At 71.6% G+C, this 17,808-nt stretch carries 14 protein-coding genes; 2 read left to right on the forward strand and 12 right to left on the reverse strand.

The features are described from left to right. Positions 1–118: 118 nt before the first annotated feature. Entirely contained in the window at positions 119–1,435 is a 1,317-nt protein-coding gene (locus QSJ97_RS00220; RefSeq protein WP_285669456.1) for an aspartate aminotransferase family protein, read from the forward strand. A 41-nt stretch (positions 1,436–1,476) separates the two neighbouring features. Here QSJ97_RS00220 and QSJ97_RS00225 read toward each other — a convergent pair whose 3' ends face one another. The 8 genes from QSJ97_RS00225 to QSJ97_RS00260 all read right to left on the reverse strand — a co-directional run bounded on the left by QSJ97_RS00225 (position 1,477) and on the right by QSJ97_RS00260 (position 11,232). Next, positions 1,477–2,430 carry an ATP-grasp domain-containing protein gene (locus QSJ97_RS00225; protein ID WP_285669457.1) on the reverse strand — a complete coding sequence of 318 codons (954 nt, stop codon included), beginning with the start codon at positions 2,428–2,430 and terminating at the stop codon, positions 1,477–1,479. 86 nt (positions 2,431–2,516) lie between these two features. Next, a complete protein-coding gene (locus tag QSJ97_RS00230) occupies positions 2,517–3,362 on the reverse strand; it encodes an alpha/beta fold hydrolase (protein ID WP_285669458.1) in 846 nt (281 codons plus the stop codon). Continuing rightward, complete coding sequence (locus QSJ97_RS00235) at positions 3,359–4,543, reverse strand: acetate/propionate family kinase (RefSeq protein WP_285669459.1); 1,185 nt, start codon at positions 4,541–4,543, stop codon at positions 3,359–3,361. Before QSJ97_RS00235 ends, QSJ97_RS00230 begins: the two co-directional genes overlap by 4 nt. Then, positions 4,540–6,957 (reverse strand): DUF3141 domain-containing protein, encoded by a 2,418-nt coding sequence (locus QSJ97_RS00240; RefSeq protein ID WP_285669460.1) that lies wholly within the window; start codon positions 6,955–6,957, stop codon positions 4,540–4,542. Before QSJ97_RS00240 ends, QSJ97_RS00235 begins: the two co-directional genes overlap by 4 nt. A 10-nt stretch (positions 6,958–6,967) precedes the next feature. Next, entirely contained in the window at positions 6,968–7,732 is a 765-nt protein-coding gene (gene fabI / locus QSJ97_RS00245; protein WP_285669461.1) for an enoyl-ACP reductase FabI, read from the reverse strand. 131 nt (positions 7,733–7,863) lie between these two features. Continuing rightward, positions 7,864–9,237 carry an MmgE/PrpD family protein gene (locus QSJ97_RS00250; protein WP_285669462.1) on the reverse strand — a complete coding sequence of 458 codons (1,374 nt, stop codon included), beginning with the start codon at positions 9,235–9,237 and terminating at the stop codon, positions 7,864–7,866. Positions 9,238–9,247: 10 nt separating this feature from the next. Then, the gene (locus QSJ97_RS00255; protein WP_285669463.1) at positions 9,248–10,081 is read right to left on the reverse strand and encodes an HTD2 family dehydratase; all 834 of its coding nucleotides are present in this window, start codon (positions 10,079–10,081) and stop codon (positions 9,248–9,250) included. A 23-nt stretch (positions 10,082–10,104) separates the two neighbouring features. Beyond that, on the reverse strand, positions 10,105–11,232 hold the full coding sequence (locus tag QSJ97_RS00260; protein ID WP_285669464.1) for a CaiB/BaiF CoA transferase family protein: 1,128 nt from the start codon (positions 11,230–11,232) through the stop codon (positions 10,105–10,107). Between the two features lie 154 nt (positions 11,233–11,386). On the opposite strand from QSJ97_RS00260, the gene QSJ97_RS00265 reads away from it, so the two are divergent. Then, complete coding sequence (locus QSJ97_RS00265; RefSeq protein WP_285669465.1) at positions 11,387–12,280, forward strand: LysR substrate-binding domain-containing protein; 894 nt, start codon at positions 11,387–11,389, stop codon at positions 12,278–12,280. On the opposite strand, the gene QSJ97_RS00270 is transcribed toward QSJ97_RS00265, so the two are convergent. From QSJ97_RS00270 to QSJ97_RS00285, 4 genes are all read right to left on the reverse strand, one after another. Next, the gene (locus QSJ97_RS00270; protein WP_285669466.1) at positions 12,271–13,935 is read right to left on the reverse strand and encodes an ABC transporter ATP-binding protein; all 1,665 of its coding nucleotides are present in this window, start codon (positions 13,933–13,935) and stop codon (positions 12,271–12,273) included. The two genes, QSJ97_RS00265 and QSJ97_RS00270, sit on opposite strands and share 10 nt — an antisense overlap. 4 nt (positions 13,936–13,939) lie before the next feature. After that, complete coding sequence (locus tag QSJ97_RS00275) at positions 13,940–14,785, reverse strand: ABC transporter permease (protein ID WP_285669467.1); 846 nt, start codon at positions 14,783–14,785, stop codon at positions 13,940–13,942. Between the two features lie 10 nt (positions 14,786–14,795). After that, a complete protein-coding gene (locus QSJ97_RS00280; protein ID WP_285669468.1) occupies positions 14,796–15,749 on the reverse strand; it encodes an ABC transporter permease in 954 nt (317 codons plus the stop codon). Positions 15,750–15,815: 66 nt separating this feature from the next. Next, positions 15,816–17,375 carry an ABC transporter substrate-binding protein gene (locus QSJ97_RS00285; RefSeq protein ID WP_285669469.1) on the reverse strand — a complete coding sequence of 520 codons (1,560 nt, stop codon included), beginning with the start codon at positions 17,373–17,375 and terminating at the stop codon, positions 15,816–15,818. Positions 17,376–17,808: the final 433 nt, after the last annotated feature.

The raw sequence follows: 17,808 nt of genomic DNA on the forward strand, positions 1-17,808 counted from the left end.
CGGCGCATCCGCCCTGCTTCTCCCCCGCGCGTGCGTCGTGCGGCGGTGTGCGGCCGAAAGGGTGTTGCCTTCCGCGCGGATCGGCGTATTGGTACAACTGTACCAATCGGAGCCAGTCATGACAATTTCCGACCATTCCGCCGATGCCGCCGCCCCCGCCCAGGCCGACTGGATCCGCCGCGCCCAGGCGGTGCTGCCCGCCGGCAGCTTCGGCAATTTTCCCGGCGACATCGTGATCGAGAGCGGCGAGGGCGCGCGCATCCGCGATGCCGATGGCCGGGACTATGTCGATTACCTGATCGGCTCGGGCCCGATGCTTGTCGGCCATCGCCACCCGGAGGTGATCGCCGCGGTGCAGGCGCAGCTTGCCAGCGGCCTGACCTTCTTCGCCAACAACCCGCATGGCATCGCGCTCGCCGAGGTGATCGTCGATGCCGTCGCCTGCGCCGAGCAGATCCGCTATGTCTCCACCGGCTCGGAGGCCGATCTCTATGCCATGCGGCTGGCCCGCGCGCATACCGGCCGGCAGAAGATCCTGAAGTTCGAGGGCGGCTATCACGGCATGTCCGACGTGGCGCTGATGAGCCTCGCGCCGAAGCGGCTGGCCAATTTCCCCGAGCCGGTGCCCGACAGCGCCGGCATCGCCGAGGCGGTGCGCGGCGACGTGCTGGTGGCGCCGTTCAACGATCTCGAGGCGGTGCGCGCGCTGGTGGCGGCGCATGGCCCGGAGATCGCCGGCATCATCGTCGAGCCGCTGCAACGGCTGATCCCGCCCGAGCCGGGCTTTCTCGAGGGGCTGCGCGAGATCGCCTCCGCGCAGGGCATCGTGCTGATCTTCGACGAGGTGGTGACAGGCTTCCGCTTCGGCTATGGCGGGGCGCAGGCGCTCTATGGCGTGACGCCGGATCTCTGCACGCTGGGCAAGGTGATCGGCGGCGGCTTCCCGCTGGCGGCGATCGCCGGGCCCGCCGCGATCATGCGCCATTTCGACCGCGAGGCGGTGGGCGAGGACGGGTTTCTCTACCAGGTCGGCACGCTCTCGGGGAATCCGGTGGCGGCGGTGGCCGGGCTCAAGACGCTGGAGATCCTGCGCCGCCCCGGCACATACGCGCACATCGAGGCCGCCGGCCGGCGGCTGCAGGGGGCGATCCGCAGCGCCTTCGCGGCGGCGGGGGTGCCGGTGCAGGTGGTCGGCGTGCCCTGCCTCTTCGACGCGGTCTTCACCGAGGCGCCGGTGCGCAACTACCGCGACATCTTCCACGCCGACAGGCGCCGGGCGATGGACTTCACCCGGGCACTGCGCAACCGCGGGGTGCTGAAGCCGGACGGCAAGTTCTACATCTCCGCGGCGCTGACCGAGGCGGATCTGGCGCTGACCGAGGCGGCCATCGCCGAGGCCGCGCCGGAGGTGGCGGCGGGGGCGGTGACGGCGTGACCGGCGGGGGGCGGCGGGGGCGGGCGGGGCCCCTGCCCCGGTCAGCCGGCCTGCGCCGCCGCGAGCCGGGCCTTCAGATGCGCCACCACCAGCTCGGCGATGTCGGTCTTCGAGACCTTGGCGAAGTGGCGCCAGGAGGGCGGGCGGTTCATCTCGATCACCACGGTGCGCCCGTCGGCGAGGCGGGCGACATCCCAGCCGATCAGCCCCTGGCGCATCACCTTGCCGAGCGCATCGAGCACATCCGCCGGCGCCGGCTCCTCGACCAGCTCGGCCCCCTGGCTCGCATTGGCCGGGCGCTCGGGCCCGGCCGCCACCCGGCGCACGCAGCCGATCACCGCGCCGTCGAGGGTGTAGACCCGGTATTCGGCGGCGATGTCGAGCGCCGGCTCGATCAGGAAGGGCGGCATCTGCCGGCCGAAGCTCTCGGCCACGTCGAGCACCGCCCGGATCGATTCGGCCGAGCCGTCGACCCAGCGCACCGAGACGCCGCCCGAGCCGGCGATGCTCTTGGCCACCAACTTGCCGCGGGAATAGTCGTGCGCGCGCAGGCAGGCGGCGAGATCGACCCGGCTCGCCACCAGCGTGCGGTCGACATCCGCGCCGCTGCCCTGGGCCTCGACGATCAGGTCGCTGAGATCCGTGGAGCCGCGCTGGAAGCGTTCGTTCGGGTCGAGCATCACGCAGCCGTTGCGGCGCAGCGCATGGTCGATGGCGCGGACCATGTGGGTGCTGCCGCCGCCGGTGGCGCGGACGATCATCGCGGCGGGCTCGTAGACGCGCCCCATCGCCATCAGCCGCGCCGGGCGGCCGTCGCTCGGCAGCCGGAGCTGGAAGCTCCAGACCGGCCCGGCGGCGACCTCGAAGCCCGCCCGGTCGGCCGCCTTCATCAGGCTGCGCACCGAATAGGGCGCGCTGTAGCGCCCCGGCGCATCGGCCGGCTGGATCTCGTTGGACAGGATCACGAGGAGCGGGCGGGTCTCGGGACCGGACATCGGGGCCTCGGCGGCAGCGACCGGCTGCGCCGCCGGCCGGTTGCCGTGCTAGCGCATTCGCCGCCCGCGGTCGAGCGCCGACGCGCTCAGCCGGCGTGCCTGGCGAGGAAGCCGTCGATGGCGGCGAGCGCCTCCGGCTCGTCGAGGAAGGGCGCATGGCCGCGCCCGGCGAGCTCCAGCGTCTCGATATCGGGCCGGGCGCGCGCCATCTCGGCCACGGTGGCGGGCAGCAGGATGTCGGAGTTCGCGCCGCGGATCACCAGCACCGGCACCCCGTGCAGCCCCTCGAAGAGCGGCCAGAGCGACACCGTCGGCCCCGCCGCATCGAGCCCGGCCGCCACCGCGCTGCGCAGCTCCGGATCATAGGCGAGCGCCGGCCGGCCCTCCGCGTCGTCGTAGATCCTGCGGGCAAAGCGCTCCCAGTCGGCAAGGCTCACATCCGGAAAGGCGCGCTCGTTGGCCGCGCGCAGTTCCGCCGCCGCCTCGGCGAAGCTCGCGGCCGCCGGCGCCCGCCCGAGGCCGGAGAGGATGCGCAGCAGCCCCTGCCCCTCGACCACCGCGCCGACATCGTTGAGCACGATTCCCGAGACCCGCTCCGGCGCGCCGCAGGCAAGCGCCATGGCGAGGATGCCGCCCCGCGAGGTGCCGATCATCGCGACGCGCGCGAGCCCGAGATGGTCGAGCAGCGCCCGGGCATCGCCGGCCTCCACCGGGATGGTGTATTCGGCGATCGGGTCGAGCGCATGTTCCGAGCGCCCGCGGCCGCGGCTGTCGAGCCGGATCACCCGGTAGCGCGGCGCCAGATGCGCGGCGAGGTCGGAGAATTCCCGGCTGTTGCGCGTGAGCCCGGCCAGGCAGAGCACCGCCGGGCCGCTGCCGCCGCTGTCCTCATAGGCGAGGCGGCGATGATCGGCGGTGCGGAAGCTCTTCACGCGGCGCCCTCCCCGAGCATCGCGGCGGCGGCGCGGGCGATCACGATCTCCTCGTCGGTGGGGATCACCATGACATGCGTCCGGCTGAGATCGGCGGAGATGATCCGCGCATTGGCCTCGTTGCGCGCCCGGTCGAGCTCGATGCCGAGCCACTGCATGCCGCGGCAGACCTCCGCGCGCACGAGGCGCGAGTTCTCCCCGATGCCGCCGCAGAAGACCAGCGCGTCGAGCCCGCCGAGCGCCGCCGCCAGCCCGCCGAGCTCGCGCCGGATGCGGAAGGTGAAATAGTCGATCGCCTCGCGCGCCGCCGGGGCTTCGGAGGCCTCCAGCGCGCGCATGTCGTTGGCCATCCCCGAGAGCCCCTTGAGCCCGGATTCCAGGTACAGCAGGTCGGCGAGCTCGGCCGTGGTCATGCCTTCCTGATCCATGAGATAGAGCACTACGCCAGGATCGAGCTGGCCGCAACGCGTGCCCATCGGCAGCCCGTCGAGCGCGCTGAAGCCCATGGTCGATGCCACCGAGCGTCCGCCGAGCAGCCCGCACATCGAGGCGCCGTTGCCGAGATGCGCCACCACCACCCGCCCCGAATGCAGCAGCGGCGCGCTGCGCGCGAGCTCGCCGGCGATGTAGTCGTAGCTCAGCCCGTGGAAGCCGTAGCGCCGCACGCCCCGGTCGTAGAACCGCCGCGGCAGGGCGAAGGTGTCGTTCACCCAGGGGTGGTTGCGGTGGAAGCTGGTGTCGAAGCAGGCGACCTGCAGCGCCTCGGGGAAGGCGGCGCGGGCGGCGCGCGCGCCGGCGAGGTTGTGCGGCTGGTGCAGCGGCGCGAAGGGCACGAAGCGCTCGAGCCCGGCCAGCACGTCGTCCGAGAGCCGCGCGGGGCCGGCATGGTCGGGCCCGCCATGCACCACCCGGTGGCCCACCGCGGCGATCTCCCCATCCGGGAAATGCCGCGCCACGAGCCGCAGCACGAGGCCCACCGCGCCGGCCTGATCGGTCGCGCCGGCCGGGTCCTCGCCGGGCGCGATGGCGGTGCCCGCGGCATCCCTGAGGTGCAGCGCGGGGCTGCCGCCGATCCGCTCGATCAGCCCGGCGGCACGCGGCTCGGGCCCCTCCGCCAGCGCGAAGACGCCGAATTTCAGCGAGGAGGAGCCGGCATTCAGCGTCAGGACATGGGCACTCATCCCGCGGCCGCGCCCGGCGCCCGGGGCACGGCAAACGGGTCCTCCGTGATGTCCCCGGCAAAGGGCGGCTGGCCGAGCACGCGGTGGAAGCGCTGCAGCAGCTCGACGGTATCCGGCGCCATCTCGTCGACCGGGCCGGGGATGTAGCGCACCAGCTCGAGCGCGCGGCGGCGCTCCGCCTCGGTGCGAAGCAGGTCGGGCAGCGTCTCGATCGCCCGCTCGCGCTCGAACTCCACGATCAGCGTCTGCTCGTTGATCATCAGGTTGCGCTGCGCCGCCGGCAGCGAGCGGAACGGCTCGTCCTCGGCCAGCACCCGGGCCGAGCGCTCGAGCCGGTCGCGCCGGACATTGCCGCGGCTGTCGGCCATCAGCACCAGCATCCGCACCACCGCCTCGGCGAGGCCGCCCTCGGAGATGTGGCAGAGCGCGGTCTGCACCTCCGAGAGGTTGCGTAGCTCCGCGCTGCTGGAGAGGCGCCGCGGCCGGGCATGGGTGCGGCCGAACCAGCGCGCCCAGGGGGTGCTCCAGAGGCCATGAAACAGCATCTCGTACCAGGCGTCGCGCAGGTCGCGCGCGAGATCGAGCGACTGCTCGATGACGTCCGCCATCGCCCGCTCGCCCTGCAGGAAGGGGTTGTCCGCCGGCAGCGCGGCGCGCGGCGCGGTCCCGGCGGCGACATGGTCGGCCAGCAGCTTCATCGCCGGGTTGCGGCTCGAGAGCATGGCGCGCTGCAGGCGCAGCGGGTGCAGCGCCCGGCCGAGCTCGGCGCTCGCCGCCGTGGCGCCGGCCTGCACGAAGGGGCGCACCGCGATGTCGTAGAGCTCGGTCTGCAGCTCCGAGGCGCGCGCCACCGCGGCGAAGCTCGCCTCGTCCTCGCGCCCGTCGTCGAGCGTGGCGATGTCCTCCAGCGTGCGCTCGTGGAAGCTGACCGTGAAGCTGCGGTTCTCGACGGCGCCGGCATAGGCCTCGATCTTCATCTCGTAGAGCCCGGGCGGCAGCGCCTCGATGGTCCTGAGCGTCGAGGCCACCTCGCTGTGCTCCTTCCGCGCGATCTTCGAGGAGACGAAGATGCCGAGATGGCCGATCTGGTCGTGCACCATGTAGATGATGCGCTGGCCGCGGATGCGGATCTCGGAGACGTCGGCATAGGCGTCGGTGATCCAGTTCAGCGCCTGCTGCGGCGGGGTGATGTTGTCGCCGTGGCTGGCGAAGACGACGATCGGCGCGCGGATCTTCTTGACGTCGATCGGCTGGCCGGGCTCCAGCTGCGCCTCGTTGCGCGCCAGCCGGTTGCCGATGAAGAGCTGCTCGACGATCCAGCGGATCTCCGCCTCGTTGAGCAGGAAGAAGCCGCCCCACCAGCGCTCGAATTCGAGGAAGCGGGTGCGGCCCGCCTCCGGCGCGGCGTAGATGTCGTAGTATTTGCGGAACAGCGTGCGGCCGGGGCTCAGCATCTCGAAGTTCGAGACCAGATGGGCGCCGTCGAACACGCCATGGCCGAGATCCGACCAGAACATCGGCTGCCAGGTGCCGCCGAGCACGCCGCCATTGTAGCGCATCGGGTTGGTGCCGACCTCGCCGGACCAGGTCGCCACCGGCGCGCCGTTGAGGCAGAGCGGGCCGACGATGTCCGGGTTGGAGGCGGCGAGGATCAGCGCCGCCCAGCCGCCCTGGCAGTTCCCGGTCACCACCGGGTTCGAGGCCTTGGGATGGCGGCGCATCACCTCGCGCACGAAGGCGGCCTCGGCGCGGGTGACACTGGCCAGCGTCTGCCCCGGCTCCGGCATCCGGCGGAAGCCGACGAAATAGACCGGGTGCCCGGCGCGCAGCGCGACGCCGACCTGGCTGTCGGTCTTGAAGCCGCCGATGCCGGCGCCGTGCCCGGCGCGCGGGTCGATGATCACGAAGGGGCGCTTCGTGTCGTCCACCATGCAGCCCTCCGGCGGCAGGATCTTCAGCAGCATGTAGTTGCAGGGGTCCGGCAGCCCGGCGCCGTCGAGCACCACCTCGTGGTCGTAGATCAGCACCGGCGGGCAGCCCGCGGCCTCGTGCTCGAGGAAGATGTCGCCGCGCTCGCGCAGGATGTCGAGGAAGACCAGCCCGCGGCGCAGCGCATCCGCGGCATAGGCCGGCAGATCCTCGGCGACGCTGCCGGTGCCGAGCCGCGCCAGCGCGGCCTCGGTGATCGCGGTGAGCGTCTCCACGTTCTGCTCGGCGCGGGCGCGGTGGCCCTTCGCGATGGTCTCGGCAAGGCGCCCGGCGGCACGCAGCATCAGTTCGCCGGTGCGGGTCAGCTCCGCGAGGCTGGCGCCGGCCACCTGGAGCCGCGCGGCGGGCGACCATGCCGTGCTGTCCGGCAGGGCAAAGCGCAGCAGGTTGGATTGGGCGTCGATCGCCCGGGTCTGGCTGGTCATGATCTCTCCGCTAGCCGATGATGCTGTAGCCCCCGTCGATGTGATGCACGCCGCCGGTGACGTTGAACGCCTCGCGGCTGGCGAGGAAGGCGGCATAGGCCCCGACATCCTCGATGCTGGCCAGCATGCTGGTGGGTGCGCGCTCCGCCGCGCGGTCGAGCAGCTCGTCGAATTCGGCGATGCCGGAGGCGGCGCGGGTGCGCAGCGGCCCCGGCGAGAGCGCGTGCACCGAGATGCCCCTCGGCCCCAGCTCCGCCGCGACATAGCGCATGGTCGCCTCGAGCGCCGCCTTGACCGGGCCCATGACGTTGTAGTGCTCGACCACCTTCTCGGCGCCGTAGAAGCTCACCGTCATGCAGGTGCCGCCATGCGGCATCAGCGGCTCGGCGCGGCGGATCATGCGCAGGAAGGAATGCACCGAGACGTCCATGGCCAGCGCGAAGCCCTCGGCCGAGCAGTCCACCACCCGGCCGTGCAGGTCGTCCTTCGGGCAGAAGGCGATGGAGTGCACCAGCGTGTCGAGCCGGCCCCAGCGCGCGGTGATCTCGGCGAACAGCGCCTCCGCCTGGGCCTCGTCGCGCACGTCGAGCGGCATGATGATCTCCGCCCCCAGCGCCTCGGCCAGCGGGCGGACATGGGGCTCGGCCTTCTCGTTGAGATAGGTGATCGCGAGATCGGCCCCCTGCGCCCGCAGCGCGGCGGCGCAGCCATGGGCGATGGAGTGATCATTGGCGACCCCGATGACGAGAGCCTTCTGACCTGCGAGCGAAAACATGGCGACACCTCCGGCAATTGCCTGAGCATGAGCGCGTTTCGGCAGGTAGCGCAAGTGAATTTTGTGCAACGCAGCATTGCGCCGCGAGCGGGTGCCGCGCCGGCACCCGCCCGGTTTCCGGGCGCCGCCGGTCAGGCCGCGGGGTGGTGCTGCGCGAGGATGCCGATCTCGTCGAGCGGCGCGGCGCCATCGGCCTCGAGGAAGCGCTCGGCCAGCGCCGCCGAACAGCCGCAATCCGCCACCTTGCGCAGCAGCTGCGCCCGGGTCATCGGCATCGCCACGCCGCCGGGCACGTCGCTGGTCACCTGCTCCAGCACCCGGCCGTCAGCCAGCGTCACGGTGATGGTCTCCGGCGTCGAGGGGCCGATATCGCCGGGGTCGCCCTTCGGCAGGCGGTAGAGGTCGAGCTCCACCGCGGCGGTCATGCGCTGGCGCTCCGGGTCGGAGAAGCGCGCCGGGCGGAAATCCTCCGGCACGACATGGCCGGTGGTCAGCCCGGTCACCACGCAATAGCGCACCGAGAAGCGCGCCTCGGCATCGTTGGTCGGCACGCCGAAGCCGGCCACCCGGTGGAACGGCTCGGGCATCCGCACCCGGATCGACGCGATCTCGTCGCCCGGCGCGAGCCGGCGGTGCAGCGCCTCCGCCCCGTGGATCGGCCGGTGCGTGTAGGCGCAGCTCGGCCAGAGCTTGCGCACCACGGGAAACAGCTCGACCGCCCGGCCGAGCTCCATCTCCTGCATCATCGCGCTGAAACCGATCGATTCCGCCGTGCCATAGACCCTGGCGAAGCCGAAATCGCTGTCCCAGAGATTGCAGTTGCCGGTGGCGTTGCCGCGGGCCAGCAGCGCCGCACGCAGGCCGGATTCCGCTGCCAGCCCGGCATGGATCGCCTTGGCATCGAAGCCGAACTGCATCTTGAGCCCGGCCGAGGAGCTCGCCGCCAGCGCCATCGCATTGGCCATCTGGAAGGGCGAGAGACCGAGCGCCCGGGCGCAGGCCGCCGCGGTGCCGATGGGGCCGAGCGTCGAGGTCGAGTGCCAGCCGATGTCGTAGTGCCCGTAGCCGAGCGCCTTGCCCATCCAGATGACGGTCTCGTAGCCGACCAGCCAGGCCTCGCAGATCCGGTCCACCGTCATCGGCACCTTCTGCGCCAGCGCGAAGAGCGCGCCGAGGATCGGGGCGCTGGCATGGCTGGAGCCGGAGAGCTCGTAATCGTCGAAGTCGATGGCATGGGTGCGCACGCCGTTGACCAGCGCCGCGCCGTGCAGCGAGAGCATGGCGCCGCCGCCGGTGGGCTGCACGCTGCCGGCGCTCAGCCCGAACGCCATCGCCTCCATGGCCGCGAGCGCCTGGCGCTCCGGCGTACCGATCACGGTGCAGGCCAGCGTGTCGACCAGCGTGACGCGGGCCTCCTCGCGGATCGCCGCGCCGATGCCGAGATCCGGCCGGGCGGCCCAGGCGGCGAAGGTCTCGGCAAAGTTCTGGACGTTGGGTTTCAGCATGGGGGTTTCCTCAGAACACGGCATCGGCGGTCATCGCCGTTGCGCCGTCGGCACGGCGGGCCCAGAGCGCCATGGTCTCGCCCTCCCGCCGGCCCTCGATGCGGAAGGGGGCGGCGCCGGCAATCGGGGCCAGCCCGCGGAAGGCGAATCGCCGGGGCGCGCGGCCCATGCTGCGGGCGGCGAGATCCACCAGCAGCGTCGCGGTGAGCGGCCCGTGGAACACCAGCCCGTCATAGCCCTCGACCGTGCGGGCATAATCGACATCGTAGTGGATCCGGTGGCCGTTGAAGGTCAGCGCCGAGTAGCGGTAGAGCATCACCGGGCCGGGCGCGATCTCCTCGGAGACCGCCGCGCCCGCCGGGGCCGGCACCGTCTTCGGCGCGGGCGCATCCGGCGCCGGGTCCTCGCGATAGACGATGTCGTGCTCCTCGCTCAGCGCCAGGGTCTCGCCGGCGAAGATCTCGTGCAGCACGGTGACGAAGCAGAGCCGGCCCGAGCGGCCGTCCTTCTCCTCGATCGCCTTGATGGTGGAGCGCTTGCGCACCGCCGCGCCGAGCAGCAGCGGCGCGTGGAACTCCAGGCGCCCGCCGGCCCACATCCGCCGCGGCAGCGTCACCGGGGGCAGGAAGCCGCCCTTCCTCGGATGCCCGTCGCGGCCGAGCTCGCCCATCGGCCGGGCCTCGAGGAAATAGAGCCAGTGCCAGAGCGGCGGCAGCGCATCGCCCTCGGCGAGCGTCGGCGCCCGGTCCAGCGTCGCCTGCATGAAGCGCGCCGGCTGCGGGCGGAGCACGTCCTCCGCGGTCTCGCTGCGCCCGATCCAGGCGCGGATGTCCCGATCCGTCATGTATCCCTCCATCTCGGCCTCGCTCAGGCGAACTCGGCGCGGAGCGCGGCGCCGTGCTGGCCGATCGCCGGCGCCGCGGCCAGCGGCTCCCCGGCCTCCGCATCCAGCCAGCGGATCGGCGGCGCCGGGATCGCCACGCGCTCGCCGCCATCGGTCGCCACCTCGCGGCGGCGGAGCGCCGGATGCCGGCCGAGCTCGGCGACGCTGTTGACGCCGCCAAAGGCGATGCCGGCCTCGGCGAGGCGGGCGCGGAACTCCTCCCGGGTGAGCCCCTTCGTCACCGCCGAGATCATCGCCTCCAGCGCCGCGCGGTTCGCCACCCGCTCGTTGTTGGAGGCGAAGCGCGGGTCCTGCCCGGCGGCGTTGGAGCGCAGCACCTCCTGGCAGAAGCGCTGCCATTCCCGCTCGTTCTGCACCGAGACCAGCGTCAGCCCGCCCTCGGCGGTCTCGAAGGCGCCATAGGGCGCCATGCTGGGGTGGCGCAGCCCCACCCGCCGCGGCGCGCCGGCGCCGTGCTCGCCGTGGATCAGCGGCACGCTCATCCAGTCGGCCGCGACGTCGAACAGCGAGACCGCGAGCGCCGCGCCCTGCCCGGTGCGCTCGCGCAGCATCAGCGCCTCGAGCACCGCGGCATGGCAGGTCATGCCGGCGCCGATATCGCAGATGGACACGCCGATCCGGCCCATTTCGGTCTCGCCGCCACTGATCGCCGTCAGGCCCGATTCGGCCTGGATCAGGAAATCATACGCCTTGAGGTGCCGCACCGCCTCGCTTTCGCCATAGCCGGTGATGTCCACCGTCACCAGCCGCGGATGGCGCGCCCGCAGCGCGGCCGAGCCGAAGCCGGCGCGGGCCATCGCCCCGGGCGCGAGGTTCTGGACGAACACGTCCGCCCGTTCGAGGATGCGAGACAGCAGCGCCGCGTCCTCCGGCTGGCGGAAATCCAGCGCGAGGGATTCCTTGCCCTGGTTGGTCCAGGTGAAATAGGAGCTGGCGCCCCGTGCCGCGCGGTCGTAGCCGCGGGCGAAATCGCCCTCGGCGCGCTCGATCTTGATGACGCGGGCGCCGGCCTCGGCGAGGCGCGCGGTGCAGAGCGGCGCGGCCAGCGCCTGCTCCACGGATACGACGAGGATGCCTTCGAGCGGTTTCATCTGTTCTCCTCCGGGCGAAAGGGCGGGCCCGGCGGCGTGCCGGGACGGCGGCGCGCCTCGCGGCGCCGCCGGGCCGTGTGATATGCCGGGGCGGCTGGAAAGAAAATTGACATATTCTGCATCAACCGTTCAGCCTGATCGTACAGGAGGCGCCATGCACAAGCTGCCACCGCTCAACGCGCTCCGGGTCTTCGAGGCGGTCTCCCGGCATGGCGGCGTGCGCGCCGCGGCCGGCGAGCTCTGCGTCACCCCGCCGGCGGTGAGCCACCAGATCGCCAATCTCGAGGACTGGCTGGGCGCCGCGCTCTTCGTGCGCCGCGGGCGCAGCCTCGTGCTCACCGAGACCGGGCAGGACTATCTCAAGGAGATCCGCCCCAGCCTCGAGGCGATCGGGCGCGCCACCACGGTGGCCTCGCAGCGCAAGGCCCGCGAGACGCTGACCCTGGCCGCCCCGCCGACGCTGACCGCGAAGTGGCTGATGCCGCGGCTCGGCGGCTTCATGGCGGCGCATCCCACCTATGACCTGCGGCTGATCGACCGGATGACCTTCGACCCGGAGGAGCCCGGCATCGACCTCGCCATCGAGTACCGCTACGAGCCGGACCCCGATCTGGTCTCGCTGCAGATCCTGCCGGACGAGGTGGTGGCGCTCAGCACCGCCGCCTATGCCGAGGCCAACGGGCTGCGCTCGCCGGCCGATCTCCGCGGCCTCACGCTGATCGAGACCGAGCGGCGGCTGACCTCCTGGAAGACCATCCTGGCCGACTATCCCTGGGCGGCGCAGCAGCGCTTTCTTTATGTCAGCTATTCGCTGCATGCCTTCGAGGCCGCAGCGCAGGGGCTCGGCGTGGCGATCGGCAACCGGGCCAACGTGGCCGAGCTGATCGCCGAGGGCCGGCTCCGCGTGCCCTTCGCCTTCGACGAGGCCACGGTGCCGCCGATGCCGCGCTACTACCTCTCCACGGTGCCGCACAAGGCGCGCCTCGAACGGGTGCGCGCCTTCCGCGACTGGATGCAGGACCATCTCGCCGGGGCGGATCAGGGCTGAGCCCGGTCCCGCGCCGCCAGCACCCGGGTGAGCCAGCCGGGGTCCATCTCCGGCACCGAGGCGAGCAGCAGCGCGGTATAGGGATCGTGCGGCGGCGTGAAGACGGCGTCCTTCGGCCCCTTCTCCACAACCCGGCCGGCCTGCATCACCACCACCTCGTCGGCGATGGCGCGCACGGTGGCGATGTCGTGGGTGATGAACATGTAGGCGAGGTCGAGCTCGCGCTGCAGCCGGTCGAGCAGCCTGAGGATGCCCTCCGCCACCAGCTGGTCGAGGGCGCTGGTCACCTCGTCGCAGATGATGAAGTCCGGCTCGGCGGCGAGCGCCCGGGCGATGCCGATGCGCTGCTTCTGGCCGCCCGAGAGCTCCCCCGGCAGCCGGTCGATGTAGCGGTCCGGGTCGAGCTCGATCATCTCGAGGAGTGCGCGCACCCTGGCCTCGCGTGCCTTGCCCTTCAGCCCGCAATAGAGCTGCACCGGCCAGCCGAGGATCTCGCGGATGCGCTGCTTCGGGTTCAGCGCGGTGTCGGCGGACTGGTAGATCATCTGCACCCGGCGCAGCGCCTGCCGCGGCCGCGCGCCGTGGCGCGGGGCGAGCACCTCGCCGTCGAGCCGCACCGCGCCGGCACTCGGCGGCAGCAGCCCGGTGATCACCCGCGCGGTGGTCGACTTGCCGGAGCCGCTCTCGCCCACCACCGCCACGGTCTGCCCGCGATGGATGTCGAAGGAGACGTCCTCCAGCACCGGCGTGCGGCCATAGGCGGCGCTGACCCGCTCCACCGAGATCACCGGGGTGGCCCTCGGCGCGGGGGCCGGCCGGGGCGCGCGCACGAAGCTGCGCACCGCCCAGAGCGATTTCGTGTAGGCCTCCCGCGGCGCCGCGAGCATCCGCCGCGTCGGCGCCTCCTCGACCTCGCGGCCCTTCAGCAGCACCTTGATGCGGTCGGCCATCTGGGCGACCACCGCGAGATCGTGGGTGATGTAGATCGCCGCGGTGTCGAAGCGGCGGACGATGTCGCGGATCGCCGAGAGCACCTCGATCTGGGTGGTGACGTCGAGCGCCGTGGTCGGCTCGTCGAAGATGATGAGATCCGGCCGGCAGGCCATCGCCATCGCGGTCATCGCGCGCTGCAGCTGCCCGCCCGAGACCTGGTGCGGGTAGCGGAAGCCGATCTCGCCGGGGTTGGGCAGCCGCATCCGGCGATACAGCTCGGCGGCGTCGCGCTCGGCCTCGGCGCGGCGCATCACGCCGTGCAGCACCGGCGCCTCGGCATACTGGTCGATCAGCCGGTGCGCGGGGTTGAAGCTCGCCGCCGCCGACTGCGCGACATAGGCGATGCGCCGGCCGCGGAGGGCGCGCCGGGTCGCCTCGGAGGCGGTGCGCAGCTCGATCCCGTCGAAGCGGATCGCGCCGCCGGAGATCCGGCAGCCGTCGCGGGCATGGCCCATGGCGGCGAGGCCGATGGTCGACTTGCCGGCGCCGCTCTCGCCGATCAGGCCGAGGATCTCGCCGCGCCGGAGGGTGAGATCGACACCGTGGACGATCTCGCTCCAGCCGGTCCCGGTGCGGGCCTCGATCGTCAGGCCCTCGATGGTCAGCAGCGCGGTGCGGGCGCACATCCCGGTGGTGGCGGCGCGGGGATTGGGGGCGTTCATGGGCTCAGTCCTTCAGGCCGCTGGCGCGGTGCAGCATCCAGTCCACGACGAAGTTGACGCCGATGGTCAGGAGCGCGATCGCGGTGGCCGGGATCAGGGGGGTGATGTCGCCGAAGGAGATCAGGCTCGCATTGTCGCGCACCATCGAGCCCCAGTCCGCGGTGGGCGGCTGGATGCCGAGGCCGAGGAAGGACAGCGCCGAGATCGCCAGGAACACGAAGCAGAAGCGCAGGCCGAACTCCGCCGCCAGCGGCGCCGCCGCATTGGGCAGGATCTCGCGGGTGATCAGCCGCCAGGTGCCGTCGCCGCGCAGCCGTGCCGCCTCGATGTAGTCCATCACCACGATGTTCATCGAGACCGCCCGGGCGAGGCGGAAGACGCGGGTGCTGTCGACCAGCGCGATGATCAGCACCACGCTCAGCACCGAGGTGCCGAAGATCGTCAGCAGCAGCAGCTTGAAGATCAGCGAGGGGATCGCCATCAGCACGTCCACCAGCCGGCTGAGCAGCTGGTCGACCCAGCCGCCGCGCAGCGCCGCGAGGATGCCGAGTGCGGCGCCGGCGAGGAAGGCCAGCACCGTCGTCGCCACCGCAATGCCCACGGTGTTGCGCGCGCCGTAGATGATCCGGCTCAGCATGTCGCGCCCGAGATTGTCGGTGCCGAGGAGGTACTCGGCGCTCCAGGGCATGAACTCGGCATCGACGATCTCGGTCTCGCCATAGGGGGCGATCAGCGGAGCGCAGAGCGCCACCGCCACGTAGAGCGCGATCACCGCCATGCCGAAGCGCGCCGTGAAGGGGGCCGAGCGCAGGCCCCGCGCGGCGGAGAGGGGGAGGATGGATGCGGTCATGGCCAGGCCCTCAGCGCGCATGCACGAGGCGCGGGTTGGAAACCGTCGCGAGCACGTCGGCCGCGAGGTTCAGCAGCACATAGGCGGCGGCGAAGATCAGGCTGGCGGCCTGCACCACCGAGACGTCGCGCTTGGCCACGCTGTCGACCAGCAGCTGCCCGAGGCCGGGATAGACGAAGACCACCTCCACCACCACGACGCCGGTGACCAGATAGGCCATGTTCACCGCCACCACGTTGATGATCGGCGCCAGCGCGTTGGGCAGCGCATGGCACAGGATCACCCGGCCCCGCGGCACGCCCTTGAGCCGCGCCATCTCGATATAGGGCGAGGCCAGCAGGTTGATGATCGCCGCCCGGGTCATCCGCATCATGTGCGCGGTGACCACCAGCGTCAGCGTCAGCGCCGGCAGGAAGGCGGCGTAGAGCCGGTCTCCGAGCGGCATCTCCGCGGTGACGTCCGCCACCGCCGGGAAGAGGCCCGACTGCGCCAGGACGAAGATCAGGATGTAGCCGAGGAAGAACTCCGGCAGCGAGACCGAGGAGAGCGCGGTCACGTTGGCCAGCCGGTCGAACACCGAGTTGCGGTAGAGCGCCGCCAGCAGCCCCAGCACCAGCGCCAGCGGCACCGAGATCGCCGCGGCATAGAGCGCGAGGAAGAGCGTGTTGGAGATCCGCGCCGCGATCAGCTCGGAGATCGGCCGCCGGCTCGCCATCGAGGTGCCGAAATCGCCAGTGGCGATGCCGCCCGCCCAGTCGAGATAGCGCTCGAGCGCGGGCCGGTCGAGGCCGAGCTCGCTGCGGAAGGCGGCCACCGTCTCCGGCGTCGCCGACTGCCCGAGGATCTCCTGGGCGAGATCTCCCGGCAGCATCTCGATCGCCGAGAAGATGATCACCGAGATTGCCAGCAGCGTCGCCAGCCCGAGGCCGAGCCGCCCCAGGATCATCAGCCAAAGCGTCTTCATGTCAGGCCCCTGCCCTCCGCGCTTGTCAAGGTGGCGGCGGGGACGCTGCCCCGCCGCCGGTCAGGATCACGCCTTGATCCACCAGCGCTCGATCGAGCGCCCGCCATCGAGCTCCCAGGCGCCGGACATCGCCTCGGGATGCCCGATCCGGTCGCTCAGCGCGAAGACGTTGTCGGCGAACAGCGGGATCACCGCGGCGCCCTCGTCGCGGATCATCACCTGCATGTCGCGGTAGAGCTCGGCCCGGCGGCTCTCGTCGAGCTCGGTGCGCGCCGCCTTCAGCAGGGCATCGAAGCGCGGCTCGCGCCAGAAGCTCTCGTTCCAGGCGGCGGTGCTCTCATAGGCCGCCGAGAGGATCATGTCGGCGGTGGCGCGGGTGCCCCAGATGCCGGCCACGAAGGGCTTCTTCATCCAGGTGTCGGTCCAGAACCCGTCGGTCGGCACGCGGGCGATCTCGAGGTCGATGCCCACCGGGGCGAGCTGCTCGCGATAGAGCGTCACGCCGTCCACCGCGCCCTGGTAGAGCCCGTCGGTCACGCTGAGCGACAGCGAGACATTGTCGAGCCCCGCCTTCTTCAGGTGGTGGCGTGCGCGGTCCGGGTCATAGGCGCGCTGCTCGATGTCGGCGGCGTAATAGGCCATGGTCGGCGCCACCGGGTGGTCGTTGCCGAGCGAGCCATAGCCGCGCAGCACCTTCTGCAGCAGCGCCTCGCGGTCGACGCCGTATTTCAGCGCGAGCCGCAGGTCCATGTTGTCATAGGGCGCCAGCTCGGCGTTCATCGCATAGGTGTAGTGCAGCCCGCCGGTGGTGCTCGCCACCTCGATGCCGGACTTGCGCTTGAGCATGTGCACGGTCTTGAGATCGGCCTGGTCCATCACGTCGATAGCGCCGGTGAGCAGCGCGTTCTGCCGCGAGGTCGCGTCCGACATCGCCAGGATGTCGACGCTGTCGAAGAAGGCCCGGTCCGCGCGCCAGTAGTTCGGGTTGCGCTCCAGCGAGGCGCGCACGCCCGGCTCGAAGTTCTTCAGCACATAGCCGCCGGTGCCGATGCCCGAGGCGAAATCCGCCACCCCGTCGCGCGCCGGCATCACCATCATGCGATAATCGGAGAAGATCGCCGGGAAATCGGCATTGCCGGCCTCCAGCGTGAAGCGCACGGTGAGGTCGTCGAGCCGCTCCATCCCCTTGATCGCGGTCATCAGCGCGCGGGCGCCGGAGGTGCTGCCGGGCCGCACATGGTGCTGCACGGTGGCGATCACGTCGTCGGCGGTCAGCGCCTTGCCGTCGTGGAAGGTGATGCCGGGGCGCAGGCGGAAGACCCAGCTGGCGGCGCCCTTCGAGCCCTCCCAGAACTCCAGCAGCTCCGGCTGCAGGCGGTTGTTGCCGTCGATCTCCACCAGGGTGTTGCAGAAGGCATAGCCCATGGTGCGCACGAAGGCGTGGCTGTAGGTGCCGGGGTCGAGCGAGTCGGTGGTCGAGCCGCCGCGCACGCCATAGCGGACATGGCCGCCGCGGCTCGGGGCGGCGGCACGGGCGCCGCCCGGCCAGCCGAGGGCGGCGAGGCCGCCGGCGGCCGCCATGGAGCCGAGCAGCGCGCGGCGGGTGGGGTCTGCGTGGTGTTTCATGTGCCGGGCCAAGGCGTCCTCCATCTGGCAGATCGTGGTGCTTGTCACCTTCTGGAGAGAGCTGATACAGATGAACCAGATTGGAAAAAATTGATCTTTTCTTTCCCGATCGTTCAGAACATGTGAACGATTCATGCGTTATCCATCGGCCGGATGACCGGAAGCCCCGGCACCCGCGCAACCGCCGCTTCGCGCATCCCGGCAGCCGCCTGGATCAAGGCGCGGGCCGCGCCGCAGGTTGCCTTTGGCGATCGTAAAATCCCCTCCGTTTCAACCATGTAACCGGATCGGCATGCAGATCTCCCTCCCCCGTCCCGCCCGACCGCGGCGTTGCCCGGCGGGTGCCCGGGGCGATGGATCGCGGCGAGCCCCCATGGCCGGGCGGCTCCTCGGGAGCGGCGGGCGGCCTGCGCCGGATCGGGCGGAGCAGGCG

Origin of the sequence: Paralimibaculum aggregatum, assembly GCF_030270585.1 — a bacterium.
In the GTDB taxonomy this organism is placed as follows: Bacteria; Pseudomonadota; Alphaproteobacteria; order Rhodobacterales; family Rhodobacteraceae; genus Thermohalobaculum; species Thermohalobaculum aggregatum.